Here is a 26,702-nt window from a genome sequence, read left to right on the forward strand (position 1 = left end):
GCCGTCCGCAGGGCGAAGGGGGCCAGGTGACTCGGATACATCAGACCCGGGAGGTATGCGAAATGCAGATCGCCGAAACGGTGCTGTGTGTCCTGCGCGAGCCGTCTGAATCGCTCACGCCGTAGTCACTGGAGAGCCGAATGACCGGGAAACCGTCATGTCCGGTTCGGCGGGAGGCCGCGCGGAACAGGACCCGCCCTCGCGGCGAGCACCTCACCGCGCGGCCGACCCAACCTCCTGGCTCCATCAGTTCAAACGACTCCGTGTCCGCCATGAGCAACGAGCCGACCACCACCAGGGACTACTCGAACTCGCCTGCAGCATTATCTGCCTTCGACGGCTCCGCCACGTCATTCTGAAATGATCAGTAAGGCGGGCTCGCAGCCCATCGTTCAAGATCGGCCTGCCCATGCTGATTCCCCGGGCACCCCTTGTCCTGACGGTCGCACCGTACAACCGGGCCGAAGCCTGGTCACCAGGACACCGACAGCGGCACCCACGCCTTTCATACCTGGTACCAACCCGATCGAGTCCACCTTCGCCACTGTCCGGCTCCGCACCAAGGTCACCAAAGGCGCCGGCTCCCGCGGGGCCGGGCTCGCGATGGTGTTCAAACTCGTCGAGTCCGCCCAGGCCCGTTGGCGAGCCGTCAACGGAGCCCACCTCGTCCCGCTCGTCCGCGCCGGAGCCCGCTTCGAACGAGGTCAGCCGGTCGAACGCGCCGAGCTCGTGGCTGCCCGACCGAGGTCAACGCAGCACGAGCAGATCCAGGGACGACGCCAGGTCCGCCGCCGCGGCCGAGTCGTGAGCGCCCGCAGCTCCGCGCAGCCGGTCCTTGCCGCGAGTGAACTCCTCCTCGGTAAGGCTGCGCATGAGCGTGTCGGCGTCTCGGAGAGCATCGACACGTTTCAGGAGTTCGTCCAGACTCGCGATATCGGTCTGCGGAACCGGCTCCAGGGCGGCCGGGGCGAAGCCCGCGTCGGCGAAGGCCTCGCAGGTCTCTTCGACGGACGGATAAGTGTCGAGCAGCCTGGTTGTCTCGGGGAACCAGCGCACGATGCGAAGCCGCTCGTAGCGGCCCGCGAAGGCGTTGCGGATGAGTACCGGTGCTCCTGGGCGCAGCACGCGGCGGATCTCCTGCGCGGCTCCCGAAAGGTCGGGGATGTGATGGGTCACCGTGGACAGCCATGCCGCGTCGGCGCTGGCGTCCGGCAGTGGCAAGGACGTGGCGTGACCTGCCCGAACTTGGACGTCGGGGCGATTGGGTATCAGGGCGCGCATCGCTTCGGAGGGCTCGACCGCGACGACCCTCGCGGCGAACCAGTCGCAAAAGGCTGTCGCGAAGGCTCCGGTGCCCGCGCCGATGTCCACGATGGTCATGTCCGGGGACGGCCTCAGGTGTCTGCGCACGGCGTCCTCCCAGGCCGTCAGCCCGTCGCGCGGGATTTCTCGAACAGCCCTGAACGAAGCAGCTGTTGCGGCGTCATAGGTGATTCTGGCCATGAGCATCCCGTCTGTTCAGGCGTGCTGGGAGGTGAGGCGGACCAACCGGCAGTTGCCCGGTCGCCCTGGCAGGATCGACGGAGCGTCGATAGCCTCCGCTCCTATCCCCAGGGACAAGGATGTCAAGCCACAGAAGGCGGTAGCACCGTGACCGAGCAGGCACTGGTGATGTTGCGGACGGCCGGAGCAGAGGCGATCGACCATCCCGGTGGCAACCTGCTGGCCCATCTACAGCGGGTCAGCGCCCTTCTTGCCTCCTGGGGCGCCCGTCCGGCACTGGTGTCGGCCGGGTTGTGTCACGCCTTCTACGGCACCGACGGATTCCCCGCCACGCTGCTGCCACTGGACCGGCGGTCCGATTTGATGCAGGCCATCGGCGAGGAGGCCGAAGCGCTGGTGTACTCCTACGCGTCCTGCGACCGCAAGACCTCCTACCGCACCCTCACCGCGGACGATGCCGAGTTCACCGACCGTTTCACCGGCGAGCGGACCCAGCCGACCGCCCACCAGCGCCGGGACTTCGCCGAACTAACGGCAGCCAACGAGCTGGACATCGCCGCGGTTAGCCCGGAGATGCGCGGCCGCTTCGGCCCCGCGCTGCTGGAACTGTTCACCCGCTGGCGGCCTTTGCTGTCCGAGCCTGCCTGGGAACACTGCCGCAACGTACTGGGCTGATCAAGCCATCCACAGGATTTGACAATTGCTCCGAGCGAACCTTCGCCTGGCTCCATCAGTTCAAACGACTCCGTGTCCGCTATGAGCAACGAACCGACCTCCACCAGGGACTACTCGAACTCGCCTGCAGCATTATCTGCCTTCGACGGCTCCGCCACGTCATTCTGAAATGATCAGTTAACAGCGGCAGCCACACGTCCTCCCCGGCTCGCTCGAAGACGGCCTCCATGCCCATCCCCAGGGCGAGTTCGCCGGGGTCGCACTCGACGGCGTTGGTGGTGAGCCGGATCCGGGGGTCCTCCTCGAGCGCGACCTCGGCGACCACGTAGGGCGCCGGCAGGCCGGGGAGGCTGAAGCGGTGGCTGACGGTGAAGCCGACGAGGGTCGCGTGTCCGGAGACGGCCCGTACGCCCCTCTCCCGTCCACGGCAGGACCGGCAGACGGGCTGCGGCGGATGGATCAGGGCGGTGCAGGAGGCGCACTCCGGGATGCGCAGCCGTCCGTCCGCCCCCGACGTCCGGAAGAACTCGTGCTGGTCGGTGATCAGGGGCAGCGGGCGCCCCGGGGATGCGGCCACTGTGCGACTTCCTTCAGTCCGCGGTGCGGGCGCGGCCCGGGCGTACGGTCACCGGTTCGGCGTGGCGCTGTTCCCCGCAGGCTTTCTGGAGCGTCTCCAGCTCGCCGCGCGAGGGGCCGAGGCGCCTGCCCGGGGTGAAGACCGCCGGGAGGTGGCGCATGCCCTGGCGAAGAAGCGCAGGAACTCCTCGGTCGCCGAGTCCGGCAGGGTCTCCCGCTCCCGGTTGAGCCGGTCCCGTTCACCGGGATGGCCGGACAGCCACTCCAGCGCGTGCGCGGTGAGCGCCGTGGTGGTGCCGAAGCCGCCGCCGATGAGCAGGGCGAGGACGCCGACCAGTTTCTCGTCGGGCGGGTGCCGGCCGTCGGGACGACCTGGGGTCGCTGCTCGCCAAGGCGGCGGCCGGGCTGGCGGCGCCGACCGCGGACCGGCACTGCCGGCGGGTGCTCGGCGGGATCGGGTTCACCGCCGAGCACCCGCCGCACCGGCACGTCCGCCGGGCCCTCGTCCTGGACGGGCTCCGGGGCAGCGCGCGGGAGCTGACCCGCGAGGCCGGGGCGCTGGTGCTTGCGAGAGGCACCGCGCCCCGGCTGGTTCAGCTGTGACTCACGGGGGCGCAGGCCTCGGCCGTCCGTGACTCACCGGGACGCAGACTCCCGTCGGCCGTGACTCACCAGGGCAGCCGTCCGTGGACGTCGAAGTAGCCGCCGGTCGGTCCGTCCGGGCCGATCTGCGCCATCCGCACGATGATCTCGGCCCCCTGCTCGACGGTCTGCGTGCCCGTGTTGCCGTTCAGGTCCGTCTTGGTGAAGCCGGGCTCGACGGAGTTGATCCGCATGGCCGGGAACGCCTTCGCGAACTGCACGGTGAGCATGTTGACCGCCGTCTTGGAGGCCGGGTACGCGACGCCCGGGTAGAAGTGGGCGGGGTGGTCGGGGTCGGAGAGGGCCGTCAGCGAGGCCAGGCCGCTGCTGACGTTGACCACGACCGTTCTCCCGGGCTTCTCCACGTGTGGTGTGACGTCGCACTAGCTGTGTGACCTGGGGTTTTCTCTAGCATCTCTGGGGCTGTCGCGACTGTTGCGACACGTTGCACTGAGATCGGAGGAGACCCTTGCGGGCCTTTCCTGTTCAACTCCCATCCGGCGTCCGCTACTGGACCGTGGTGGACGACGACTTGGCCGTGGTTCCGGAGGCGGACGCCTTCCTGCGGCACGTGCGGTTCGGCAGAGACCAAGCCGAGTTGACGACCCGTACGTACGCGGGGCACATCGCGCTGTACCTGCGGTGGTGCACACGGACGGGCCGGGACTGGCGAGTGGCCGCCGAGGAGCTGGGCCTGTTCGTCGTCTGGCTGAAGTTCGGCTCGAAGGTGGTCACGGGCATCGAGCGTCCGGTGGGCAGCGGGCTGGTGTATCCGGGGCCGGGGGCTGAGGCCGTACGCGAGCCGGCCCGGATCCGGAACGTGCTCACAGGGGTGCGGCAGTTCCTGCTGCACGGCATCACCACGAAGGCGGTGCCCTCGCCGGTGATGGCCCAGCTCTACGAGGTGGCGGAGTCGTGGGACCTGCCCGAGCAGGCTCGCGGGGAGGAGCTGACCGGCTACCGGATGCGGCCGCGGCATCGGGTGCAGGTCCCGCGCAAGAAGGGCGAGCGGGCCACCGACCGCGAGATCGTGGAGTTGTTCCTGGCCTGCCGCACCGCCCGGGACCGGTTCATCGTGCTGCTGCTCGGCCGGGCCGGGCTGCGGCCGGGAGGCGCGGCCGGCCTGCGTCGGGAGGACATGCACTTCATGCCGGACTCGACGCCGCTCGGCTGCCCGAAGCGGGGCTCTCACCTGCACACGCTGCGGCGGGACAACGTCAACGGGGCCTGGGCCAAGCGGCAGCCGACCGCCGCGCCGGGCCGTTGGAAGCCCGTCGACCGCCTGGTGGTCCTCGCCTACGACCAGTACGTGATGGAGCGGATGGCGCTGCCGCACGGCCCAGGCAGCGACTTCGTGCTGGTGAACCTGTTCGCCGAGCCGCTCGGCGCCCCGATGACCACCGACTCGATCACCGAGTTGTTCGGGCGGCTGTCGAAACGCGCTGGGCTGAGCCGGAACGTCACACCGCGGATGCTGCGCCGGGCGGCCGGCAGTAATCTCGCGGACGCGGGCGGTGGGCAGGACGAGATCGCCGCTCTGTTGGACCACTCCCGGCTGTCCAGCGCGGAGCCGTATCTGACACCGGCTCCGGACCGTCTTCGGGACGCGGTGGATGCGGTGCCGTCGCCCCGCGAGTTCACTGGGGGTGCCCGATGAGTCGCATGCTCACGCCCGTGGTTACCGCTCCGGCCCCGGGGTCGGACGCGTCCGACGCCGAGGTGACCGCCTTCCTGTGGTCCATGATCAGGGAGGACTTCCTCGCTGAGGCGGGCTGGAACGCCGAGCGCCGCGTGATGACGCCTGTGGGTCATCCCACCATGGGCGGCAGACGCTGTCCGGTGCCTAACTGCCAGTCCCCGGTGCGCGGGAAGAAGCTGTGCAGCACCTGCTACAGCCGGCACCGGACGTCCGGCATGCCCTTGGAAGAGTTCGTCCGGGTTCCCCGCATCTCGCGCCATCTCCACCTGGGAACCGAGAACTGCCGGGTCTCCGGCTGCGAACGCCCGTGGATCAACTCGGGCAACGAGCCGGTATGCCGGGCCCACCGGTGGCAGATGATCAAGCACGGCGGCACGCTGGAGGAGTTCCTCGCCGACCCGTCCGTCAAGGGCCTGGCCGGTCTGGGGGACTGCTCGGTGCTGGCCTGCAACCGCCAGGCCGTCAACGAGAGAGGCACGCGTCTGTGCTACCCGCATAGCAAACAACACGCGGCCTTGCGCCGGGAGCCCGGGTTCGACGAGGAGGAGTGGCTGCGCACCGAGCCGTCGGGCAGCTTCGGCATCGAGATCAGCTTCCGAGGGCTGCCCGAACTCGTCGTCGCCCAGCTGCTGTTCGGACTCCAGCACCGCTGCCACCGCGGCGCCCGCACCGAGGCCGGCAACTTCCGTGCGCTGATCGACAAGACGATCCGCCCCTCGCTCGCCCGCCGCCTGGAGGACGTCCCCGACCCCGTCGCGAACAGCAACGCCCTGATCCTGCTGAACCGGACCCGCATCTACGCGATCCGGGCCGTGAAGACCCCCGAGGGCGAGTACGCCAAGGACGAGTGGGACCTGGTGGCCTTCGGCCACCGCGGCACCCTGGTCTTCACCTTGATCCACCAGCCCTGGCTGCGCGAGAGCGCCAAACGCTGGGCCCGCGACTACCTCTCCAAGGTCCGCTCCAAGAGCACCGCGTCCCACGCCCAGCAGCACCTCCACGGACTGGCCAAGGTCTCCGACACCCTGCGCGCCCGCCCCGACCGCGGCATGGACAAGAGCGAGCTGTCCCGCGCCGACATCGAGAACTTCCTCAACCGGATGGCGTTCCTCGAAGCCAACGGCCGGTTCACCACGAACACCCGCGCCACTTACGTCCGCATGGCCCGCAACGTCCTCAAGCAGTGCCGGGTCATGGGGCTGACCCGTCCCGAAGGACCCATGGCGGGCCTGCCGGACGACTTCGTCATCACCCGCCTCGACGTCCCCAAGGCTCCGGGGCCCTCGGAGGAGGGCCAGGACCTGCCGCCCGAGGTGATGCGCCAGCTCTGCTCCCACCTCGACTCGTTCGAGGCCATGACCTGCCTGGAGATACGTCTGAGCGTCGAGCTGCTGATGGACACGGGCCGCCGGCCCGAAGAGATCTGCCGCCTGGAACTCAACTGCCTCACCCGTGACAGTCAGGGCAAGCCCGTGCTGCTCTACAACAACTGGAAGGAACAGAGGATCGGGCGCCAGCTGCCCATCCATGAGCCGACCGCGCAACTGATCATCGAACAGCAGAAACGCGTACGCGAACGCTTCCCCGACCGGTCGCCGTCGGCACTGGTCCTGCTGCCCGCACAGAACCTGAACCTCCGCGGGGACCGCTCGGTCGACGCCAACCACCTCAGCGCCATGCACCGCGAATGGGTCGAGAAGCTGCCCGACTTCGTCCTCGACGACGGCACCGTCTTCGACAAGGAGAAGATCTTCCCCTACGCCTACCGGCACTCCTTCGCCCAGCGCCACGCGGACGCCGGCGTCCCTGTCGACGTCCTGGCCGAACTCATGGACCACGACAGCCTCGAATCCACCCGTTCCTACTACCGCGTCAAGGAAGTACGCCTGCGAGAGGCGGTCGAGCGCGTCACCCAGATGCAGTTCGACCGCCACGGCACCCGCATCTGGGGAGCCGTCACCACCGTGCTGGACGCCGAACGCACCCGCCGCGCCATCGGCGCGGTCGTCGTCCCCTTCGGTACCTGCTCCGAGCCCACCAACGTGGCCGCTGGCGGCGGAGCCTGCCCACTCCGCTTCCGCTGCGTGGGCTGCGACCACTTCTCCACCGACGTCTCCTACCTCCCCGACCTGCGCACCTACCTCGACGACCTCCTGCGGCAGCGGGAGAAGCTGAGGTCGATGGCCGGGGCGGACGACTGGGCCCGCGCCGAGGCCATGCCCTCGGACGCCGAGATCACCCGCATTCGACGTCTGATCCAGCGCGTCACCGAGGACGTCGCCACGCTCACCGAAGCCGAACGCGCTGAGATCCAGCGGGCCGCCCAGGTCGTCCGCCAGATGCGGCAGAACTTCCTCGGCATGCCCCGCATCCGCCAGCCCCTGCCCGACCTTCGACCGGAGCGACCCGCATGACCGCGCCCGACCCCACCGTCCAGGCGATGATCGAGGGACGCCGGGCCGACACCGGACGACGGCGCCAGCGCGTGCTCACCGCGCTGGCTCAGGCCGCGAAGGACGGCTCGGACGTCAGCGTCGCAGCGATCGCCCGCCGCGCCGGCGTCGACCGCACCTTCCTCTATCGCCACCGCGACCTGCTCGGCCAAATCCACGCCCAGGCTGCCGAGCCGCCCGCCGCCCCCGGAGGCCGCGGCCCAGCCGTCAGCAGGGCCTCCCTGCAAGCCGATCTGCTGGCCGCCGACGCCCGCACCGCCCGGCTCGCCGCCCAGGTCCGCCGCCTCGAAGCCCGCCTCAGCGAAGTTCTGGGCGAGCAGGTCTGGCGCGAGTCCGGCATCGGCGGCCCCGAGGACACCGAACAGCTCAAGGCCCGGATCACGACTCTGGAACAGCAGGTGATCGACCTGGAACTCAAGATCCAGGACCGCGACGACGACATCGCCGCCGCCCGCGCCGCAAACCGCGAGCTGATGGCCCAGCTCAACCGCCACACAGATTGATCAAGAAGCCCCTGATCAGCTGAAACTCACGGGCGCCCGAGGCGGTGACAGCGGCACCGCCTCGGGCGTTGACTGGAGGCATGGTCACTTACGACGCTAGCTAGCTCCGTAAAACGGCCTCGCCGCACAAAGACGCAGGTGGAAACCCTACGGGCGGTGATTTGGCTTGGTGGGCTCGGCGCCACAGGGACTGGGCGCAACCAACTGGGCGACCTGGCGCATCAACTGTGCCTGGCCCACGTGCTGCGCGACCTCACCAGCGCGGCCGAGCTCTACCCCGATGACACCTGGCCCGTCCAACTCGCCGACGAACTGCGCGAGCTGATCCAACGCGCCAACCAGGCCCGCACACGCGGCGAGACCTGTCTGCCCAAGCAGATCAAGAGCATCGCCGTGCGCGGCCTGCGCGCCGCCGTCCGCATCGGCCTCGCCGCGACCGCCCGCATCGACGACGCCCGGCCCGGCGCCCTCAAGACCCGCCTGCTGCTGGAAGCCTTCCATCAGCGCGACGACGACTCCCTGCGCTTCACCACCGACCTGTGCATCCCACCCACCTCGAACCAGGCAGAACGCGACCTGAGGCCCTCCAAGATCCAGGAGAACATCTGCGGCCGGCTCACCGACCTCGACCGCGCCAAGGACCGCTACGTGATCCGCGGCGTCCTGTCCACTGCCGCCAAGCACACGGTCAACCCGGGCCCGGCTTCCGCCACCCGGCCAAGAAGCCCAAAAGCGGTGAACCTGCCGAGTCCGACCAGGCGTTCAACGCCGCGATCCGGGGCGTCCACGCTGTCGCCGAACGAGCCAACGCCCTGCTGGAGGTCACCTTCAAGGCCGTGCGCAGGGTCAGCCTCGACCCCGCGGCCATCACCCGCATCGCCCGAGCCGCCCTCGTCCTGCTCCAACTCGAGCACGACCGCACCGCCTGAACGAAGATCACAAAACGTCACGAAGCGTTCCCGAGAAGCGCTCAATGCGTCCGATGATTTGCGACAAGTTTATTGCTGGCATGCAAAATAGATCGACTCGAGAACCTTCCGCATCTACTCTGGAGTGGTAATTGAAATAAAGCAATCCCAAGTACAGGAAGGTCGGATTTGACGATTTGACGTGCCTGAATACATGTCTGTCGATATCGATATCCTGCGGCAATGCGGAGCGCGGCCTGCCAAAAAAGCGATCCCGGAGCAATCCAGGGGAAAGCCTCCGCGTTGCGAGAACACGCCGACGCTATCCAGGACTTTTATGCCGACATCAATTCCGACCTGAGCGGGCCGTCTCGATACTGGTCCGGAGATGACGCAAACCCCACGCCGAAGCCTGGGGCCGGCACGTCGATGCTGCGAGCCAAGCAGTCGCGAGCATGCAAGGAATGGCCGACACTCTGGACAATCATGCGGTGAAAGCCGAAAGGATCATGGTGCTCGTCCATGAGATGCACGAGGTAGTACCGCTCGACCTGGCGGACATCGCGCCCAAGCGCCGTGATCGATGCCGCCCCGGACGGCCGAGCATATCTTAAATCCAATCGGAACAAATATCATAATTTTGGGGATATTTCGATGCTTCTGACGGGCGCTCCGGTTTTGACGGAGCTGGACGGCAAGGATGTGACCCTGCGGTCCTTGACGATGGACGGGGGCGTCGTGCATGCCTCGCTGCCCGGGTTCACACCGGGGATCGCCGCGGCCCGGGACCCGATCGCGGCGTTGCTGGCTCTTAATCGGGCGGCGGTCGATTTCACCGGCTACTACCTTCAGGGTCTTCCGCCGAGTCGGCCGCTGCTTGCGGACTGGCGACCGTGGCCGTGGCCGCGGGGCCTCAACCCGTTTCTGCTGATGGCGCATTCGACTCCGCAGAACCAGCTGTGCCTGATGGTGGACGGCGAGGCGCGGCCGGTCACGGATCAGGCGCTGGGCTCCTGGCTGCGGGCGCTGCCGGATCTGAATACCTCGAAGCGGCCGCTGGAGGACCCGGTGGTGGCCTTGACGTGCAGCACAGGTGCGATGCGCCCGCAGCTCGCCGACATGGTCGGGCGCCTGGTCTGGTTTCCGCACGGTGAGATGACGGTGGGCGTCAAGCCGCTGGATGCGGTCGGTCGCGCGGCCGGGGACAAGGTGCGGTTGGGTCTGCGCTGCACTGAGGATGGCGAGGGCGGGCGGTTCAGGTCGTCCTACCCCCAGGGTCCTGCCGGTGACCGGGTGCGATTCGCCTACCGTTCGCGGTTCGCTTCCCGCCCCGCCGACTGGCTTGTCGAACGCTCCGCCGCGCCCGGCACCCGGGCCCCGGCCGGGGTGCGCCCGTACCCGATCGGTGGTAAGCGGGCCCTGGGCCTGTGCTACTTCGACCGGCGCGACCGTGCATCCCGCTCGTCCGCTCTTGCCGCACCGGTGCTGGGTTCCTCCTACGTGGCGTGGACGCCGAACGACGTCTACCGGCCGGGGACTTCGGCGCATACCGGCCCGGTCGCTGGGGTTCCGCGTGCGACGGCCAGGCCGTGGCACACCCGGGAACTGGGCGAGCTGCCCTTCGGCCTCGACGGCGTAGCCACGGTGGCCTGCTACTTTGCCGATGGCCTTTTCGCCGTCTACGACGAGTGGCAGGACCTCACCTACTGGGAGACGCCGCTGGCCTTCGGCCGGCGCCTACGCAAGGACCTGGCCGCGGCCCAGGCCGCCGGGCCGGCCGGGGGACCGCCGCCGTCGCGGGTGTTGCTGGTTACCGACTTCGACGCGATCTCCGACAGCGCGCGCGAGCAGGTCGTGCAAGGGCTCGGCGGCCCGGAGCTGATCACCGTGAGCGTGCCGTCGACCCTGTTCCTCGACGAGGACTCGGAGCACGGCGCTCCCAGGGCCCGCATCGCGCTGCTGCCCGCGACCAGCGGCCTTGCCGCCCCGGTGTGGACAGCCACGACCACTGCCGGCACTTCCACCGCGCTGTCCCCAGCCCCAGGAGACCTGGGAGACCGCACCAACAGGGCACTGTCGGAGGAGGGCTCCGTCTCCGCCCAGGATGACGTCCCCTCACTGGTCAAGCCTGGCACGTCGTTCGATGAGGCCGCGTGGCGTGAGCAGTCTGCTGCCGTGCTGGAGTGGGCACTCAAGCGCGCGAAACAGCGGCGGGCCGCGCTGGCTGGCGGCGCGGATCAGTCCCACCCTCCGACCGTGCCACCCACGCAGTCCTCGATCGTGCCAGTGCCGGGGCCCGGACGGCCCGACATGTCGCAACCCGTGGGCGGCATGGCCCCGTCGTCGCACGTCTCGGACCTGTCCGCGTCCCCTTCTCTGCTGCCGTACGGTACGAGCGCGGCTGAGACGCGTCCATACGCCGCACCACCCATGACGAGCCCGCAAGCGAGTGGTCAGCACAGCGGCGAAGCCCCGCAGTACAGGCAGCCGCCCCTGGCACGGACCGAGGGCACGCTTGCGGATTCCGGCTCCGCGGGGATGCCTGCCACGCCGAGCACGTCGGGCTCCCGGCGGGAACCTACCGAGCTCCGGTCGAGTGCCCAGAACGCCGACTCCGCGGTCTCTCAGCCCGCGTCGGCCACGCACGGCACCGAGTCCGCCGACGACGGCCGGCCGTCCACTGGGCCCCTGGCCCCGGCTGAGGATCAACCGACCGGTCAGGTCGGCGACCCTGGTGCGGAAGCCTCGGTGGCAGCCAAGCCTGACATGCTGCCGGCGGCCGAGGAGTTCGTACGTACTCACATCCACGTCCCCGACACGGTCGAACAGCCCGCCAGTGCCCGGGCGGAACTCACCCGCCTGCTCAACCACATGCTCCGCGACCCGGACGTCGCCGCCCGCGTCCTCGGCAGTGGTGTCCGAGTCGTCGTCGTGCCCCGGGACACCCGTGTGACCGACCTGGGGCACTTCGCCCACCTGCGCGATGTTCACGAGCACATGGACAGTGGCGGTACCCGGACCTCCTGCGAGCTGCGCGCCCTCACCGACCCCGACCGGCACGTCATCGCCATTCCCGAGGAGAACCTCCTCGGCGAGACCACTCTCGTCCCGCCGCGCGGCCACTTCCCCGACGGCTACTCCGCCGCCGTCCACGAACTCGCGCACATGATCCACGTCTACGGACTCACCGAACCCCAGCAAGCCCTCCTCGACACCCTTCACCGCGACAAGCTCGCCCTGGGACCCCACGCCCTGTGGCCCGACGGACCCCGTACGGACCTCCAGGGCCGGACCACCGAGAACTACTCCTCCCGCAGTCCCGTCGAGTACTTCGCCCAGGCCACCAGCGCCTACCTTCACACCAACCACGGCACAGACCCGTACACGGGGCGCCCCCGCAACAACGGCCCCCAGAGCATTCGTGTCAACGAATCCGCACAGCTCCACCACCTCCTCGGGACCCTCTACGGCGCTCGTCCGGCGCCCCTCGCCACCAACCCGGTCCGCGCGACGCGGCGCCTCAACGACTCCTACGAGGCACTGCGCGACTTCGACCGCCTCATCACCACCCAGAGCGCCGAGACGCCTGGCGACGACCAAGGGGACGACGGCGAAAGCGTCGTCCCCGCCGCCATCCCCACGATCACGGTCACGCCGCCGATGTACGACCTGCCCACCATCGTCGTCACTCCCCCCGCGGAGGACCTGCCCACCATCGTCGTGACCCCGCCCACCGACACTGTCCCCGAGCGGGAACGGCACCCCGAAACCATCTCCGCACCCGATCCTGCGCCCGAGCCTGCCTCCGAGAGCGGACCTGAGCCCAGTCCGGAACCCGCCCCCGATCTCGAGGACGGCGCGCCCGCCCGCCTCCTCAGCGACCCCGTTCTCCGATTCGGCACACGTCGTGACGGCGCGCTGGAACTCGCCCACATCACGCCCGTCCCACAGGCAACCGTCGCCTGGCTGCGGGAACGGGTGATCGAGCTGGTGGAGAACGGCCAGGGGCCGGATCCCGGGTTCCGCGCCCGGGTGCGCCGCGTCCTGACCGCTCGTCTGCTGTCCGCCGAGTGGGCCCGGCTGTTCAGCGTCGCTGGCCTGCCCCTCAACGTTACTTACCGCAAGCGGCGGCATCCCGTCTCGCTCCGCCTCGGGCTCACTGCCCTCGGGCCCTCGGCCCAGCAGCTCGACCACATGCCCGACGGACCGCCCGTGAGCGTGCAGCGCTGGGCCTTCGGCATCAACGAAGCCGGTGACAGCGGTGGCAGCGGCGATCTGCGCGCCTTTGGTCATCCTTTCTCCCACACCTGGTCGGTGGACAAGGGTCCGCTGCGCCGCATCACGTTCACGCCGCAACCCAGCCTCACCTACAACCAGCTCACGACCTCGGTGACGGTCGGCACGACGGTGCAGCCGATGGTGCTGATCCGAAGCAAGGGCCGGCACTGGCCGTTCGACTATGCGATGACCTGGGAACTGCGGCGCAACGACGGCCCGATCACCTGGCCGCTCGGCACGCTGCCCGCCCTCGGATGGGAGCCCGCCCCAGGCGTCGCGCCGGACAAGCTGCTGGTGTGGTTTCCCGCCTATCTGTCCACCTCCGAGGGGCTGCCCGATGTCGACCCCGCGCGGCCGGAGAGCGTGCCCGCGCCGCTCGACCGGCTGCTGGACGAGGTACCGCTCTTCGGCCCGCAGGCCCTGGCAGACCACGACGTGCTCTTCGCCGATGTGCTGCGGTCCTTCGTCGAACCGTTGGGTTCGCTGTCGGAGGGTTCCCGCCGAGAGCTGTTCGAGTTCTTCGGCGAGGGCAACCTACGCAGCAACCTCCCTCAGACCTGGGGTGGTTCGGTTGCCTCGCCCACCCTCTACACCTCCTCCGGCGAAGCCATCGGATACCTCCGGATCAGTGCTGAGCTGACCGGCGGTGACACCATCACCGGTCCCACCACGGCGAGTTCGGTGCTGGAGACCTACATTCTGCGGTCACTGCGCATGCAGGGCAATGCCCAGATCGGCAACGGCGCCGGCCTCAACGTGTCGATCACCCTGGGCTTCGGGACCGGAGCCCCCGACCCGCTCACCGGCGTGGAACCGCTGGGCGGGCAGTTCACCTTCCAGTTCGGTGGGCAGCATCAGTTCACCCATGTGCTGACCAGTGGGGGAAGTGCCCGCATTGCCCATTCGCTGCGGACGGCGACCCCGCTTCTCCAGGTCACGCCCCGAATGCGGCTACGTATCACCCTCGTCCGCCCGGACAGCGCTCCGCTCGGCCCCACCGCCGGATCGCCCCTGGACGGTGGCAAGCAGTACCCGGTCGTCATGCTGGTCCCCTCACTGGACGCCCTCGGCCATGTGCCGCCCCAGACGCGTTACCTGCCGCCGGAGGTGCTGCACCTCAAGCAGCTCGGGGTGTCCACCACCCCGCTCCAGGTCTCCGGCACCAGCCCTCTCTTCGACCAGGCCGAACGCTGGCTGCGCGACAACGGCTTCCTCCCCTCCGACCGGCCGGAGACACGACGGTGGGACAAGGCGATGGACCAGGCCATCCGCACCCAGAGGCTGAACAACCTGCGCAAGCTGGACCAGATGCGCTCGAGGCTGGGCCTGCGCTCCGCCCTGGACGAGATGATCGAAGGCGGCGACACCACCTGGTTCGAACTCCCCACTCCGCTCGGCACCCAGCGCGTCTCCGTCCGTCTGGTCACCGAGCGCCGCTACGCCGCGCCGGACGCCAACGCGGGTGTCGAGCACCAGCGCACCCTCCCGAAGATCCAGACGCTGAACTACACGGGGTCCACGATCGCGGGGGACCAGCAGTTCCAGAGCACGCCCTTCGCATGGAACGTCGGTGGTGAGGGCGCCGTCAGCAACCCGCTCGACGTCGACGGCGACCAGCGGCTCCAGCAGATCCGGCCGCACTACTCGTACACGTCGCAGACCACCACGAACACGGGGTCCAGCACGGGTACCGGCCACGAGTACTACATGCTCAGCCCCACGGAGAACGGCACACAGGTGTTCGCGGTCCCCGTCACCCACCGGATGGTCATCACTCACAGCCACGGCCCGAATCCCGAACCCGTCAGCGCGGACGGCAGCGTGCGCCTGGCCGTGCCCACGTTCCGCACGCTCGACCGTCCGTCCCCCGCTCCCCGCCCGGGACCGGCGACGGTCCGCGACCACAGCCACCAGGACGACCGGTTGCTCGCCCTGCCGAACCCCGGGCGCACCGTCCAAGAGGGCGTTCTGCGGCTGCCGGAGACGGCCCTGCTGGACCGGGTCGGCGGTAGCGCCGACCTGCGCCGTGAGGTCCTAGCCATGATCAAGGACATCGAGCACGCGGTGGCTGAGGAGAACGAGCGATACGTCATGCCGCCCACGCCGGGTGCGTGGATCGAGGACGAGGACGACGTCGAGGCACAGGACACCGCTACGGGCGCGACGGTGGAACCGCGTGCTGTCCCCCGCCCGTGGTCCTCGCCGCTGCTGCGGGCCGTGGGCGGCCTCATCGCCGGCAGTGCGCACTGGGTGAGCGGTTCGGTGGCCGACGCGGGACGCTGGGTGTGGCGCGCCTCGGTGGGCGAGCCGGCCACCGACCACGAGTCGTCGGCGAACGAGGTCGCCGACACCGCGCTCTCCCCGCACCATCTGTCCGCCAACGCGCTGCGGATCTTCCGCGATTCGTATCCCGTCGAAGGCGCCGCCACACCGGGCGTGCTGGCCGGTACGGACTTCACGATCGAGGTGAGGGGGTATCTCACCGACGTACGGGTCCTGCCGCAGCCGCCCAAGCTCGACGCGGAACGCTGGCTGCAGTCCACCGACGCGTCCGCCTACACCCGGAACAGGCAGGCAGGCCACCAGGGCGGCCTGTCCCTGGCGGGCCGGTACGGCGGGAAGGACGACGCTGTCGCGCCCCAGGGCGGCCTCCAGGCACGCGTCGCCCGTACGGACGGCGTCACCGTCAACGACAACACTGGTGTCTTCCGCGTCACCACCGAGGACACCACGGCCGCGTTCCGCTTCACCGCGAAGGCCCACTACGTGGTGACCGTCCGCAGCGGCGCGCGCACCCTGGTCAGCGGCACCGTAGCCCCGGGACTGGGCGGCCTGAACCGTACCCGCGTGGTCGAACTTCCCGACGGCGTGGAATTCCTACTGGTGGACAATGACCTGCAGAACCACCCGGACCTTGCGGCGCTGGTCGCCGAGGCGGGCCAGACGTCCGCGCCCGTCGGCCCATCGGACCGCCGCCTTCCGTCGTGGTACGTCGACAGCGGTGGCACCATCGGCGCGGGGGTAGTCACCGAGGTCCACACCGGAGGCGGCCGAAGCTCGTTCCAGCGGCGGATACACCGCCTGGTCCAGCAAGAGGCCCCAGGGGTGACCACGCCCGGTCACGCTGCCTACGTGCCCGGAGTGTTGACCCGGATCAACGAACATTCCACCAGCCTCGGCCTGCGCACCCTGGTCAACGCGGGTCCCCAAGGGCACACAGCCTTCCACTTCGTCCACCGGTCCTGGCTCGGCCCCCGTCTTGTCGAGGTGGCGCTCGTCGCGCGGCCGGCCCCCGGACAGGACCTCTCCGCACGCCGTGGCAAGCGGGTGACGACGACATCCGGCATGGACAACGTGTTCGGCCACTCCCACGGCGACGGCACCGCCCTGGAGGTGCCGGGCGCCACCAGGATCAGCAGCACCCGGACCATCAGCGGACAGGTCGACTTCGCACCGCTCGGCGAAAGCAACGGCGAGCGGGCCAGGAGCACGCTGAGTCTGGCACGGCAGAGCAACCGTTCGGACGCCCAGACCTCCAGCCGTGAACTGCGCTCCTGGCAGCGCACGTTCGGCAACACCAGTGAGTTTCCCGTGCCGTACGAGTACGAGGTACGGGTCTCCTCACGCCCGCTGACGGAGTCCCTGGTCGGACGTCTCGCCGATCTGATCGGCAGCGGGCTGGACCTGGCGGCCGCGTTCGTCCTGCCCCTCCCCTTGGCCGGACTCTTCCCCGCGTCCCGGATCGGGCGCCGGGAGGTGGAACCGGCCACTGTCGTGCTGCGGTTCAACGCCTCGGAGACACCGGACCGGGGGGAACGGCGCGCCGCGACCATCCGGCCTGCCGTCTTCACGACCAATCCATCCGTGCCCCGCCCGACGCCGCCCCCCGGCGGGGTGGCCGTGGAGATGGAGGTCCCAGCGGACCTGCGCGTCCTGCTGTCCGGCCCGGCCTGGGTGCCCGCGCGGCCGATCGAGATCTACGACTTCGGTGGCATGGACGAGCTCAGGGACGCGCTGCGAGCCGTCGACCACTCGCTAAAGGACACCTCCAGGCCCCAGATCACCACGTCGACCGAAGGCATGCTCATCCGGCTGACGTCCCTGGCGCAGAGCAACCGACTGACCCCGCTGGAGCCCGCGGCCGTCGCCCCGTTCCTCGGCCACCCGGGCGGGACCGGCGTGTCGATGAAGATCACTCTGTACTCACCGCGCGCGGAGGTGACCAGCAAGGACACCGCCATCGACCGGATCGAGCTCTCTGCAGACGGCTTCCAGACACAGGCGGACAACACCATCACGCCGAGCCTCGGTTACAACCATTCCTCGCGGTACGGCTCCGCTGACCGCGGCGGACCGACCGTCCCGGTCGTGGGCGACCGCGCCATGCTCGGCCAGAACGCAAGCTCCTCCAGCCAGCGCCGCGAACTGCTGCGATTCGGCACACCGATGGCCAACGCCAAGGGCGAAGGCCTGGACGGCCACCGCGTCCGCGCCGTGGCACTGGTAGAGGTCCACGGCCCCAGCGGCACGCGCTGGGTTGCCGGAGACCTCCTGCTCCGTACGACCGAGACGCCTCCCGGAGCCGGACGGTCGGATCGGACGGGCCGGAGCGAACAGACCCGCGAAGCCGAACAAGGCCTGATCCCCGCACCGTCGAATGCGGCCGTGCCACCAGGTCCGCGATCAACCGATGCCCGGCTCCGTCCGCCTTCATCTGAAGCGCGGCCCCGATCACCTCGGCCACGTCCGCCCGCCTCGAGAGGCCGCTGACCGGCAGCAATACGTGTGTGATGCCGCATGCCGAGCACCGTGAGCGACGAGGCCGTACGACCAGACGAGACTCCTCCACCCCGCGCAGCCACCGTGAGCGGCCCCACCCCCACGGCATCAGCACCCCGCGACACCCAGGGCACTTCAACTCACCTGCCACCAACCGCCGTTCGACATCACCGGCGTCCACCTCTACCGTGATCAAAGCGCCTCCGGGTGCACCCGAACGGCCCTCCCGACGGCGCTCCCAACGACAACGGGAGGGCCGTTTGCCGATCAAGACATGGTCACCGTGCCCCTCGGCACCCCGAAAATCAACCCACCTGCACCGATCACATCGCCATACTCAACCGGAGTGGCACACGCCTGCCCTCAACATCCTCAACCTGAGTGGCAATCAACAGTTCTCCGGGTGGCGCCATGGTGGTGTGCCGTGGTGCGCTCCCGTGCTCCCTGCCCATGCCAGTGGCAAACCGGTAACGATGACTGGGTGCCGAGCGGGGAGGCTCCCCTGGCTGTACCGCCCGGCACAGGTCTTGCCCGTCACCTCGGCCTGGGGCGTGGGCCTGTACTCCTGCCGTGGCCAGTCCTCCAAGACCTTCGTCTACGAGGCAGTACAGCAGTACACGCACCACAGGGAAAGGAGTGACGGTGGTCTTCTGCGGCGACTGGGTGAGTATGTAGGCGAGTTCCAGCAACGGTTGTCGTTCAGCGCGGACAACACCGGGGTTCGCGGGGAACGGTGTTGATGAGTTCCAGCAACACCTGGGGGCTTGCGGTGGGAGCATGAGGGTGCTCCATACCACTGGGGGCCGCCGATGACGTCCGCTCCGGTCGGCTCACCACCCACGACGTCAACGTCCGCGACGTCAACTTCGCTCGCTACCGGGAGGAGTGCCTCCGCGAAGGCATCGATCCGCACACCGCCGTCGAGGTCGAAGCCCTCCGACCCGGGCTGCTGCGGCAGCGACTCGACGAGACGATCGAGGGTCTGGTCGACGACGTCCGACAGTGGAACATCGAGGCCCGGATGGAAGAAGCCGAGCGGGAGCTCCTGCGTTCCCTGCAAGGGACGGTGAAGAAGGTCGTTCACCGCTCCACAGGCGAGCCGGCCGCCCCGGCCACCGAAGACCACGAGGATGAGTAGGCCCCGTGCACCACATGTGTTGCATCAGCTACAGTGCTCGGGACTGCTCCTGAGCTGCGGAAACTCCGCCCGCACACACGCGGCGCCCCGGAGAAGCATCGGTGCGGCCGAACGCTGCAGCAGGGGCAGGAAGGCGTGCAGGACCCGCACGACACCGAAGACGTTCGTCTCGAAGGTGTTGCGCATCTGGTCCGCGGTGACGGTCTCGGCCGTGGGCACGCTGTTGTCCGGCGTCCTGCTCTCGATGCCGGCGTTGTTGATCAGGACGTCGAGCCCGCCTTCGGCCTCGACGGTCTTGGCGGCGGCCGCCACGGAGGCGTCGTCGGTGACGTCGAGCAGGACGAACCGGGCGCCCAGCTCCTGCGCGGCCCGGCGCCCACGCTCGGCGTCCCGGGCTCCCACGTACACGGTGTGACCTGCGGCGATGAGCTGGCGGGCGGTTTCGTACCCGATGCCCTTGTTGGCTCCGGTGATCAGTGTTGTCGTCATGGCTCCACCCTGCGCCCGGGCCGCCGGGTCAGCCAGCAGCCCCTTCTTCCTGGGACTGCCGGTACCAGGCTCGGCCACGGCCGACGGTGTTCACTGGGGGCATGACGGCGACGGAACTGGGGCGGGCGCTGCGGCGCTGGCGGGACCGCGTTCCCCCGGACGCGGCGGGGCTGGCGGCGGGCGGCCGGCGTCGGGCGGCCGGGCTGCGGCGCGAGGAGCTGGCGCTGCTGGCCGGCATCTCGGTCGACTACGTGACGCGCCTCGAACAGGGCCGGGCGGTCAATCCGTCCGTGCAGGTCGCCGAGGCGCTGGCCCGGGCGCTGCGGCTCTCCGCCGACGAGCGGACGTATCTGTTCGGGCTGGCGGGGCTGGTGCCGCCGGGTCCGGACATGGTGCCCGGGTACATCACGCCCAGTGTGCAGCGGCTGCTGGACCGGCTGTCCGGCACTCCGGTGGCGGTCTCCGACGCGGCCATGACCCTGCTGGTGGCCAACCCGATGTACGCGGCGCTGATGGGCGACCCGTCCCAGCTGCGGGGCTTCCAGCGCAACGGCGTGTGGCGGAACTTCCTGGGCCGGCCCACCCGGGTGCGGCACACCCCGGAGGAACGGCGCGCCTTCGAGACCGTCCTGGTCGCCGAGCTGCGCTCCACGGCCGCCCGCTATCCCGGCGACCGCCAACTGCGCCGCATGATCGCCGAGTTGCGTGCCGAAAGCGAGCGGTTCGCGGAGCTGTGGGACGCGGGGGTGGTCGGCCGGCTCAATGCCTCGCGCAAGACGATCGACCATCCGCAGGTGGGTCTGCTCACGCTGGACTGCGACCAGCTCCGGATCGAGGAGCAGGACCTGCACATCCTCGTGTACTCGGCCGAGCCCGGCACCGAGGACGCCGAGAAGCTGGCGCTGATCTCGGTGCTCGGCACCCAGAGCCTGGCCGAGCCTCGCTGACCGATCGTTTCAGGACGCGTTCGTCTGACTATTCGTATCACCGGCTCCCAACGGCGAGCCGTCGAACCCGATCACGGAAATCCGGCTTTGATCATTTCGCACCGAGCCGAATGACAGGCTGAGTCGTGCGGTTCATCGTGCCGTCCCCTGATGGTTTTGGCAGGACAGGAGTGATTGCGATGCCCATGCCGGCCCACCCGCAGAAAAACCCGTCAAGCCCCTTTTCTTCTTTCAGTGGCCACCATGTGGGTGTCCGCGTCCCCGACTACGAAGCGGCGAAGGCCTGGTACACGGAGAAGCTGGACTTCCGGGTGCTCCAGGAGTGGCCCTACGGTGAGCTGAAGCTCGCGTACCTCTGTCCGCCGAACGACGACACCTTCCATGTGGAACTGCTGGCCGGACCCGTGCCCTTCCCGAACGAGGTCCTCGACGACCTCGGAGTCAGCCTGCAGCACGGTGGCTACCAGCACGTGTGCCTGCGTGTCGACGACGTCGACGAGGCTCGTGCGGAGCTCGCCGACCGTGGTGTCGACCTTGTCGGTGAACCCTTCGAGATCGAGGACATCAGCCGGCGACTGGCGTTCTTCCGTGACCCCTGGGGCAACATGATCGAAATTTCGCAGAAGCTGCCCGGCGCCGGCTCCTGAGGGAAAAGCCGCCCCGTCCGCCCTGTCATTCTCGTGATGGTGGCGCCGTATGCCCGGTGATGGCCTCGAACAGGAGGAGCCCCTGATCCACCAGCTCCTCCTTCGAGATCGTCAGTTCTCCGTTGAACCAGCTCAGCAGCATCTCGCTGACCGCGCCCACGACGGCCACGGAAAGGGTGGCGGGGTCGATCCGGGGGTCCTGAAGCCCTTCCCTCAGCAGGGAGTCCACGAGGCCGCTCATGCGCTGCAGACCCAGACGCCGTTCGCGCGCCGTGAGCGGACCGGCCCCCAGGGATTCCGCGAGTTTGACGCGCCCTTTTCGCGGGTCTTCCAGAGAAAGCCGGACGACGGCGTCGATCACGTTTCGAGCCCGGTCGCGCAGCGGCTGGTCTGTCGCGATCGATTCGGCGCACCTGGTGATCTGTTCCTCGTAGATGTCTCTCATGAGCGCTGCCATGAGATCGTCGAGGGAGGTGAAGCTCTCCGCGAAGTACCTGTCCTTCAGTCCGGCGTGGCGGAGTACCGCACGGATCGAGGTGTGGGCGTATCCCCGACTGGAGAAGAGTTCGAGGCCGCTTTCCATGAGGCGGCGTCGACGCAGCGAAGCGCGCTCTTCCGCCGTGGCTCCGCCATATGTCCTCATGAGGCGCCCACTTCTCCTTGAGGCGTCCTGCTTCCCTCACCGGGCGATCACCGTGACTCTTTCACCCGAATTACACCCATCTGGTGACAGATTACCCCAGATGGGTGTAACGTCGCATTCATTCAGTCGTGAGCCGTGAAAGCGCTCCCCAGCGCCGGTACCAGGCGCCGGGGGCGTCACAGCGGTGGTCCTCCCGCAGATTCGACGCGCCGGCCACCCCGCAGGAAAGCCCTGACCGGCAGCGCGGCCCGCGTGCCGCGCCGAGCGCCCTCGCGCCCGCCGGTCATCCACGTTTCGTACACCACGGAGAGTCGTGGCCCCGAGGCCATGCCGTGGGGAGATTTCACCATGGATCCCAACCATCTGTTCATCGGTGGACGCTGGGTGCAGACGTCCGGCGACCGTGTCATCAACGTCGCGTCCGCGAGTACCGGCGATCATCTCGGTGCCGTGCCGGACGGTTCCCAGGGCGACATCGACCGGGCGGTCGGAGCCGCCCGGGCCGCGTTCGACGCACCGACCGGCTGGGCCTCCTGGGGACCCGAACGCCGCGCGGCCGCCATGCTCCGTCTCGCGGATGCGCTCGACGCCAGGAAGGAGGCGACATCCGCGGCCGTCAGTGCGCAGAACGGCATGCCGATCACCGTCGCCCGGTCCTTCGAAGGCGTGGTGCCGTCAGCCCTGCTGCGCTACTACGCGGGCCTGGCCGACAGCACGGCGTCCGAGGAACTGCGGACCGGACTGCCCCGGGGTACCACCCTGGTCCGCCGGGAACCCGCAGGCGTCGTAGCCGCCATCATGACCTGGAACTTCCCTCAGACCATCGCCTTCTTCAAGGTGGCCCCGGCGCTGGCAGCCGGATGCGCGGCCGTCCTCAAGCCGGCTCCGGAGACGGTCCTCGACTCGGTGCTGCTGGCGGGGGCGGTCAAGGAGGCGGGCTTCCCCGACGGCGTGATCAACATCGTTCCGGGCGGCCGTGACACCGGCGCGTACCTGGTCCCCCATCCCGGCGTCGACAAGGTGTCGTTCACCGGATCCACCAGAGCGGGACGCCAAGTCGCCGCCGCGTGCGCTGAGTTGCTGCGGCCGGTGACCCTGGAGCTGGGAGGCGGGTCCGCCGCCGTCGTGCTCGACGACGCGGACCTCGCCGCGCACGCGGAACAATTCTTCCTGGCCAGTCTGCTGAACAACGGTCAGGCCTGTTACGCGAGTGCCAGGATCCTGGCCCCTCGCAGCAGGTACCGGGAAGTGGTCGAGTTCTGCACGGCGATGGCCCGTGACGCGGTTGTCGGTGACGCGCTCGACCCCGGCACCCGGATCGGCCCGCTCGTCAGCGAGCGCCACCGCGAACGGGTCCTCGGCTACATCAAGACCGGCCGCAACGAAGGGGCTCGGCTCACCACCGGAGGTGGCCGGCCACGCGGCCTCGACCGAGGCTGGTTCGTCGAGCCCACCGTGTTCGCCGACGTCGACAACGCATCGACCATCGCGCAGGAGGAGATCTTCGGCCCGGTCCTCACGGTCACGCCCTACGACGGGGAGGACGAGGCGGTGCGCCTGGCGAGCGACTCGCCCTACGGCCTCGCCGGCACCGTATGGACCACCGACCTGGACCATGGCGCCCAGGTCGCCCGCCGTCTGCGGACCGGCACCATCGGGCTCAACGGCTATCTTCCCGATCTCACCTCCCCCTACGGGGGCAGGAAGGCCAGCGGACTCGGCAGCGAACTGGGGCCCGAGGGGCTGCACGCCTACCAGCAATTCCAGTCGATTTACCACCCCTGATGCGAGCCGGGTGAGGGAACCACCATGAATTCCGCCGGAACCGAAGGGTTCGACTACGTCATCGTGGGCGCCGGCAGCGCCGGTTGCGTACTCGCGGAACGCCTGAGCCACGACGAACGCGTCCGCGTGCTGCTCCTCGAAGCGGGCGGCCCCGATACCGACGAACTCATCCACATTCCGGCCGCGCTCGGAATGCTCTTCGGCTCGCAGACCGACTGGAGCTACCGGACGGTCGAGCAGCCCCGGCCAGGGCGCACCTTCTCCTGGCCCCGGGGCAGGACACTGGGCGGCTCGTCCTCCACCAACGTCATGATCTACAGCCGGGGCCACCGGCACGACTACGACAGCTGGCGTGACGAGCACGGAGCGAAAGGCTGGGGCTACGACGACGTCCTGCCCTATTTCAAGAGGTCCGAGTCGAACGGCCGTCTCGGCGAGCCGTACCACGGTTCGGACGGCCCCCTGCACGTCGAGGACCGCGTCTACACCCACGACCTCTCACGATGCTGGCTGGACGCCGCCGTGGAATGGGGACTGGACCGCAACGACGACTTCGCGGGTGCGTCTCCTGCCGGCGCCGGCCTGTACCAGGTGACCTGCCACCACGGGCGACGCTGGTCCACGGCCGACGCCTATCTGCGCCCGGCCCTCGGCCGGCCCAATCTCACGGTTCGCACCGGCGCCCTGGCAACAAGGATCACACTCGACGCATCACGCGCGACCGGCGTCACCTACCTCCGGGACGGCCAGGAGCACACGGCCCACGCCGACCGGGAGGTCCTGCTCTGCGGCGGATCCGTCAACTCGCCCCAGCTGCTGCTTCTGTCGGGCATAGGAGATCCCGACGAACTGCACGACGTGGGCACGGACGTCCGCGTCCCCCTTCCCGGGGTCGGGCGCAACCTGCAGGACCATCTGATGACTCCCGTGGTGTGGGAGACCCGGAACTCCACCGACCTCGTCCGGGACCTGCTCACCCCGGACAACCTCGAACGGTGGCGTGCCCACGGCGACGGGCCCTTCGCCTCCAACTACGGCGAGGTCGGCGCGTTCCTCGACGTCACGGACGCCCAGGAGGGTCCTGACGTCCAGCTGATGGGAGGGGCCACGGCACTCATTCTCAGCGGCGAGGAAGGAACTGACCGGCCGGTGTTCACGATGAACTGCGTCCCCCTGCACCCGCGGACTCGCGGCACCGTCCGGCTCGCATCGGCAGATCCTCAGGCCCCACCGCTGATAGATCCCCGGTACTTCGACGTGCCCGCGGATACGTCGGTCATGGTCGCCGGGCTCAGAGCGGTCATGGACATCGCCCACTGCGCACCGTTCGCCGACCACCTGGCGCGGTCTTACCTGCCGGCCGGAGACGATCCGGACCGTCTGGACGACCTGGGCGACACGGCTGTCGAAGAGCATGTGCGCAGATGGAGTGCCACGGCGTACCACCCCGTGGGCACCTGCGCCATGGGCACCGGACACGACTCCGTCGTCGATCCGGAGCTGCAGGTCCACGGAGTCGAGCGACTCCGTGTCGTCGACGCCTCGGTCATGCCCACCGTTCCCGGCGGAAACACCAACGCGCCCACGATCATGATTGCCGAAAAGGCGGCCGACCTGATCAGGGAGCGGCCCTACTGATCCGGCATCACCACCCGTACGATCTACCGCAGCTTCTGCTTCATCTCGTCCAGCTTCGCCAGGATCGGATGGCCCCTGACACTCAGCGCGTTGCCGTGTCCGGTCTGGTGGATGTCGAAGACGGACTGGACCGCGGCGTACAAGCCCTGTACCTCCAGGGTCTGGTTGACGGCGCGCTTGGCCTGGCACAGCCCGAAGTCGGGCATCGCGGCGCTGCGTGCGGCAAGTTCCCGGGTGGCCGTGTCCCACTCGGCGCGCGGGACGACCCGGTTGACCATGCCCGCCTTCTCGGCCTCCTCGGCGGTCAGCGGCCGGCCGGTGAACAGGAGGGCCGTGTCCGGGCCCCGGTGCGGCCGGGAGGCCTCGGCCACGGCCTGTCCGGAGCCTCTCAGCCGGCTCGCCGGCGGCCGACTTCACCGGCTCCACGCCGCCGGCATCACGGCGCGCACACCGTCTTCACCGACCAGGACTGACCGCAGGTCGTCGACGTGAACCTGGCCGGCACCTTCTATTGCTGCCGCGAGGCGGGCAAGGTGATGCTGGAGCAGCGCTCCGGGTCGATCGTCAACGTCTCGTCCGTGCACGGTTCCACCGGATTCGCGCGCGTCGCGGCCTACGCCGCGAGCAAGTGCGGGGTGGAGGCCCTGACCCGGGCGCTGACCGTGGAGTGGGCCGATCGCGGGGTGCGGGTCAACGCCCTGGCCCCCGGCCACACCGGCCTCAGCTCCGGGCTGCTGGACAGCCGCCGGGGCGAGCGGATCGTCCGTGGCACCCCGCTGGGCCAGGTGGGCGACGCCACGGAACCGGGCGGCGCCGCGGTGTTCCTCGCCTCGGACGCCTCCCGCTTCGTCACCGGCACCACCCTCACCGTGGACGGCGGCTGGACGGCCTGATGACCGGCCCCGCCGACGGCCGCTGCGCCCGCCCCGGCCGTCACAGGATTCCCGCCAACCGGGTGGTTGTGACCCAGAAGCGTTTCCCGTCCCGGCCTGCGGGGAGGAATCCTCGCGGTCCGCGACGATTCGGGTCGTGGCAATGAGACAAGGGAAACAGGCATGGCTCAGGGCAGCGTCAAGTGGTTCAACGCGGAGAAGGGGTTCGGGTTCATCGAGCAGGACGGCGGCGGCCCTGACGTGTTCGTGCACTACTCGGAGGTCCAGGGCAGCGGCTACCGCAGCCTGGACGAGGGCCAGCGCGTCGAGTTCGACATCGGGCAGGGCACCAAGGGCCCGCAGGCGCAGCAGGTCAGGGCGCTCTAGCTGTGCTGTCCGGACAGGTTGGTGACGCGGCTGGCTGGGGTGTGGCCGCTGATTCCGGTGTGGGGTCGGTGGTAGTTGTACCAGTCCAGCCAGTCGGGGAACGCGGCCTGTCGTTCGCGGTCTGAGGTGTAGGGCTGGAT

At 69.2% G+C, this 26,702-nt stretch carries 18 protein-coding genes and 7 pseudogenes; 17 read left to right on the forward strand and 8 right to left on the reverse strand.

What is annotated here, in order from left to right; genetic code table 11:
* Positions 1 to 235: 235 nt before the first annotated feature.
* Together JF597_RS43830 and JF597_RS43835 are read left to right on the forward strand one after the other, a co-directional pair.
* Positions 236 to 364: pseudogene (locus JF597_RS43830) on the forward strand (IS5/IS1182 family transposase); the annotation flags it as partial.
* A gap of 152 nt (positions 365 to 516) precedes the next feature.
* Positions 517 to 720, forward strand: a pseudogene (locus tag JF597_RS43835) (IS256 family transposase); the annotation flags it as partial.
* A gap of 27 nt (positions 721 to 747) precedes the next feature.
* On the opposite strand, the gene JF597_RS43840 reads toward JF597_RS43835, so the two are convergent.
* Entirely contained in the window at positions 748 to 1,503 is a 756-nt protein-coding gene (locus JF597_RS43840) for a class I SAM-dependent methyltransferase (RefSeq protein ID WP_294009945.1), read from the reverse strand.
* Positions 1,504 to 1,650: 147 nt separating this feature from the next.
* On the opposite strand from JF597_RS43840, the gene JF597_RS43845 reads away from it, so the two are divergent.
* Both JF597_RS43845 and JF597_RS43850 read left to right on the forward strand, forming a co-directional pair.
* Positions 1,651 to 2,178 carry a DUF6817 domain-containing protein gene (locus tag JF597_RS43845; RefSeq protein ID WP_366916528.1) on the forward strand — a complete coding sequence of 176 codons (528 nt, stop codon included), beginning with the start codon at positions 1,651 to 1,653 and terminating at the stop codon, positions 2,176 to 2,178.
* Positions 2,179 to 2,210: 32 nt separating this feature from the next.
* Positions 2,211 to 2,351: pseudogene (locus JF597_RS43850) on the forward strand (IS5/IS1182 family transposase); the annotation flags it as partial.
* Between the two features lie 50 nt (positions 2,352 to 2,401).
* Here the strand turns inward: JF597_RS43850 and JF597_RS43855 are convergent.
* Both JF597_RS43855 and JF597_RS43860 read right to left on the reverse strand, forming a co-directional pair.
* A pseudogene (locus JF597_RS43855) lies at positions 2,402 to 2,755 on the reverse strand (OB-fold domain-containing protein); the annotation flags it as partial.
* Positions 2,756 to 2,768: 13 nt separating this feature from the next.
* Positions 2,769 to 2,915 (reverse strand): hypothetical protein, encoded by a 147-nt coding sequence (locus tag JF597_RS43860; protein ID WP_294009947.1) that lies wholly within the window; start codon positions 2,913 to 2,915, stop codon positions 2,769 to 2,771.
* A 280-nt stretch (positions 2,916 to 3,195) separates the two neighbouring features.
* On the opposite strand from JF597_RS43860, the gene JF597_RS43865 reads away from it, so the two are divergent.
* On the forward strand, positions 3,196 to 3,357 hold the full coding sequence (locus JF597_RS43865) for a hypothetical protein (RefSeq protein WP_294009950.1): 162 nt from the start codon (positions 3,196 to 3,198) through the stop codon (positions 3,355 to 3,357).
* 65 nt (positions 3,358 to 3,422) lie between these two features.
* Here the strand turns inward: JF597_RS43865 and JF597_RS43870 are convergent, their stop codons facing one another.
* Positions 3,423 to 3,761, reverse strand: coding sequence for an SDR family NAD(P)-dependent oxidoreductase (locus JF597_RS43870; protein ID WP_294009952.1), 339 nt, complete (start codon positions 3,759 to 3,761; stop codon positions 3,423 to 3,425).
* A 155-nt stretch (positions 3,762 to 3,916) separates the two neighbouring features.
* Between JF597_RS43870 and JF597_RS43875 the strand changes: the two genes are divergently transcribed.
* From JF597_RS43875 to JF597_RS43900, 6 genes and pseudogenes are all read left to right on the forward strand, one after another.
* Complete coding sequence (locus JF597_RS43875) at positions 3,917 to 5,053, forward strand: tyrosine-type recombinase/integrase (protein WP_294009954.1); 1,137 nt, start codon at positions 3,917 to 3,919, stop codon at positions 5,051 to 5,053.
* A 17-nt stretch (positions 5,054 to 5,070) separates the two neighbouring features.
* Positions 5,071 to 7,509, forward strand: a complete 2,439-nt coding sequence (locus tag JF597_RS43880) for a site-specific integrase (RefSeq protein ID WP_294009957.1) — start codon at positions 5,071 to 5,073, stop codon at positions 7,507 to 7,509.
* A complete protein-coding gene (locus JF597_RS43885) occupies positions 7,506 to 8,051 on the forward strand; it encodes a DUF6262 family protein (RefSeq protein WP_294009960.1) in 546 nt (181 codons plus the stop codon). The genes JF597_RS43880 and JF597_RS43885 overlap by 4 nt, the downstream gene beginning before the upstream one ends.
* A gap of 156 nt (positions 8,052 to 8,207) precedes the next feature.
* Positions 8,208 to 8,651 (forward strand): annotated as a pseudogene (locus JF597_RS43890) (transposase); the annotation flags it as partial.
* Positions 8,652 to 8,839: 188 nt separating this feature from the next.
* Positions 8,840 to 8,980 (forward strand): annotated as a pseudogene (locus JF597_RS43895) (IS5/IS1182 family transposase); the annotation flags it as partial.
* 696 nt (positions 8,981 to 9,676) lie between these two features.
* The gene (locus JF597_RS43900; RefSeq protein ID WP_294009963.1) at positions 9,677 to 18,007 is read left to right on the forward strand and encodes a hypothetical protein; all 8,331 of its coding nucleotides are present in this window, start codon (positions 9,677 to 9,679) and stop codon (positions 18,005 to 18,007) included.
* 1,237 nt (positions 18,008 to 19,244) lie between these two features.
* On the opposite strand, the pseudogene JF597_RS43905 reads toward JF597_RS43900, so the two are convergent.
* A pseudogene (locus JF597_RS43905) lies at positions 19,245 to 19,643 on the reverse strand (SDR family NAD(P)-dependent oxidoreductase); the annotation flags it as partial.
* Positions 19,644 to 19,744: 101 nt separating this feature from the next.
* Here JF597_RS43905 and JF597_RS43910 point away from each other — a divergent pair.
* Both JF597_RS43910 and JF597_RS43915 read left to right on the forward strand, forming a co-directional pair.
* Positions 19,745 to 20,590 carry a helix-turn-helix domain-containing protein gene (locus JF597_RS43910; RefSeq protein WP_294009966.1) on the forward strand — a complete coding sequence of 282 codons (846 nt, stop codon included), beginning with the start codon at positions 19,745 to 19,747 and terminating at the stop codon, positions 20,588 to 20,590.
* A 125-nt stretch (positions 20,591 to 20,715) separates the two neighbouring features.
* Positions 20,716 to 21,237, forward strand: a complete 522-nt coding sequence (locus JF597_RS43915) for a VOC family protein (RefSeq protein ID WP_294009968.1) — start codon at positions 20,716 to 20,718, stop codon at positions 21,235 to 21,237.
* Between the two features lie 25 nt (positions 21,238 to 21,262).
* Here JF597_RS43915 and JF597_RS43920 read toward each other — a convergent pair whose 3' ends face one another.
* Positions 21,263 to 21,880 (reverse strand): TetR/AcrR family transcriptional regulator, encoded by a 618-nt coding sequence (locus JF597_RS43920; RefSeq protein WP_294009971.1) that lies wholly within the window; start codon positions 21,878 to 21,880, stop codon positions 21,263 to 21,265.
* A 348-nt stretch (positions 21,881 to 22,228) separates the two neighbouring features.
* On the opposite strand from JF597_RS43920, the gene JF597_RS43925 reads away from it, so the two are divergent.
* Both JF597_RS43925 and JF597_RS43930 read left to right on the forward strand, forming a co-directional pair.
* Entirely contained in the window at positions 22,229 to 23,665 is a 1,437-nt protein-coding gene (locus JF597_RS43925) for an aldehyde dehydrogenase (protein WP_294009973.1), read from the forward strand.
* A 24-nt stretch (positions 23,666 to 23,689) separates the two neighbouring features.
* Entirely contained in the window at positions 23,690 to 25,303 is a 1,614-nt protein-coding gene (locus JF597_RS43930) for a GMC family oxidoreductase N-terminal domain-containing protein (protein ID WP_294009976.1), read from the forward strand.
* 23 nt (positions 25,304 to 25,326) lie between these two features.
* Here JF597_RS43930 and JF597_RS43935 read toward each other — a convergent pair whose 3' ends face one another.
* Entirely contained in the window at positions 25,327 to 25,674 is a 348-nt protein-coding gene (locus JF597_RS43935; RefSeq protein WP_294009980.1) for an enoyl-CoA hydratase-related protein, read from the reverse strand.
* Positions 25,675 to 25,791: 117 nt separating this feature from the next.
* Between JF597_RS43935 and JF597_RS43940 the strand changes: the two genes are divergently transcribed.
* Positions 25,792 to 26,196, forward strand: coding sequence for an SDR family oxidoreductase (locus JF597_RS43940; RefSeq protein WP_294009983.1), 405 nt, complete (start codon positions 25,792 to 25,794; stop codon positions 26,194 to 26,196).
* Between the two features lie 162 nt (positions 26,197 to 26,358).
* Positions 26,359 to 26,562 (forward strand): cold-shock protein, encoded by a 204-nt coding sequence (locus JF597_RS43945; RefSeq protein ID WP_294009986.1) that lies wholly within the window; start codon positions 26,359 to 26,361, stop codon positions 26,560 to 26,562.
* On the opposite strand, the gene JF597_RS43950 is transcribed toward JF597_RS43945, so the two are convergent.
* On the reverse strand, positions 26,559 to 26,702 hold a 144-nt coding region (locus JF597_RS43950; RefSeq protein WP_294009991.1), incomplete at its 5' end, for an integrase core domain-containing protein. The two genes, JF597_RS43945 and JF597_RS43950, sit on opposite strands and share 4 nt — an antisense overlap.

It is taken from the genome of Streptomyces sp., from assembly GCF_019510245.1.
Taxonomy (GTDB): Bacteria; Actinomycetota; Actinomycetes; order Streptomycetales; family Streptomycetaceae; genus Streptomyces.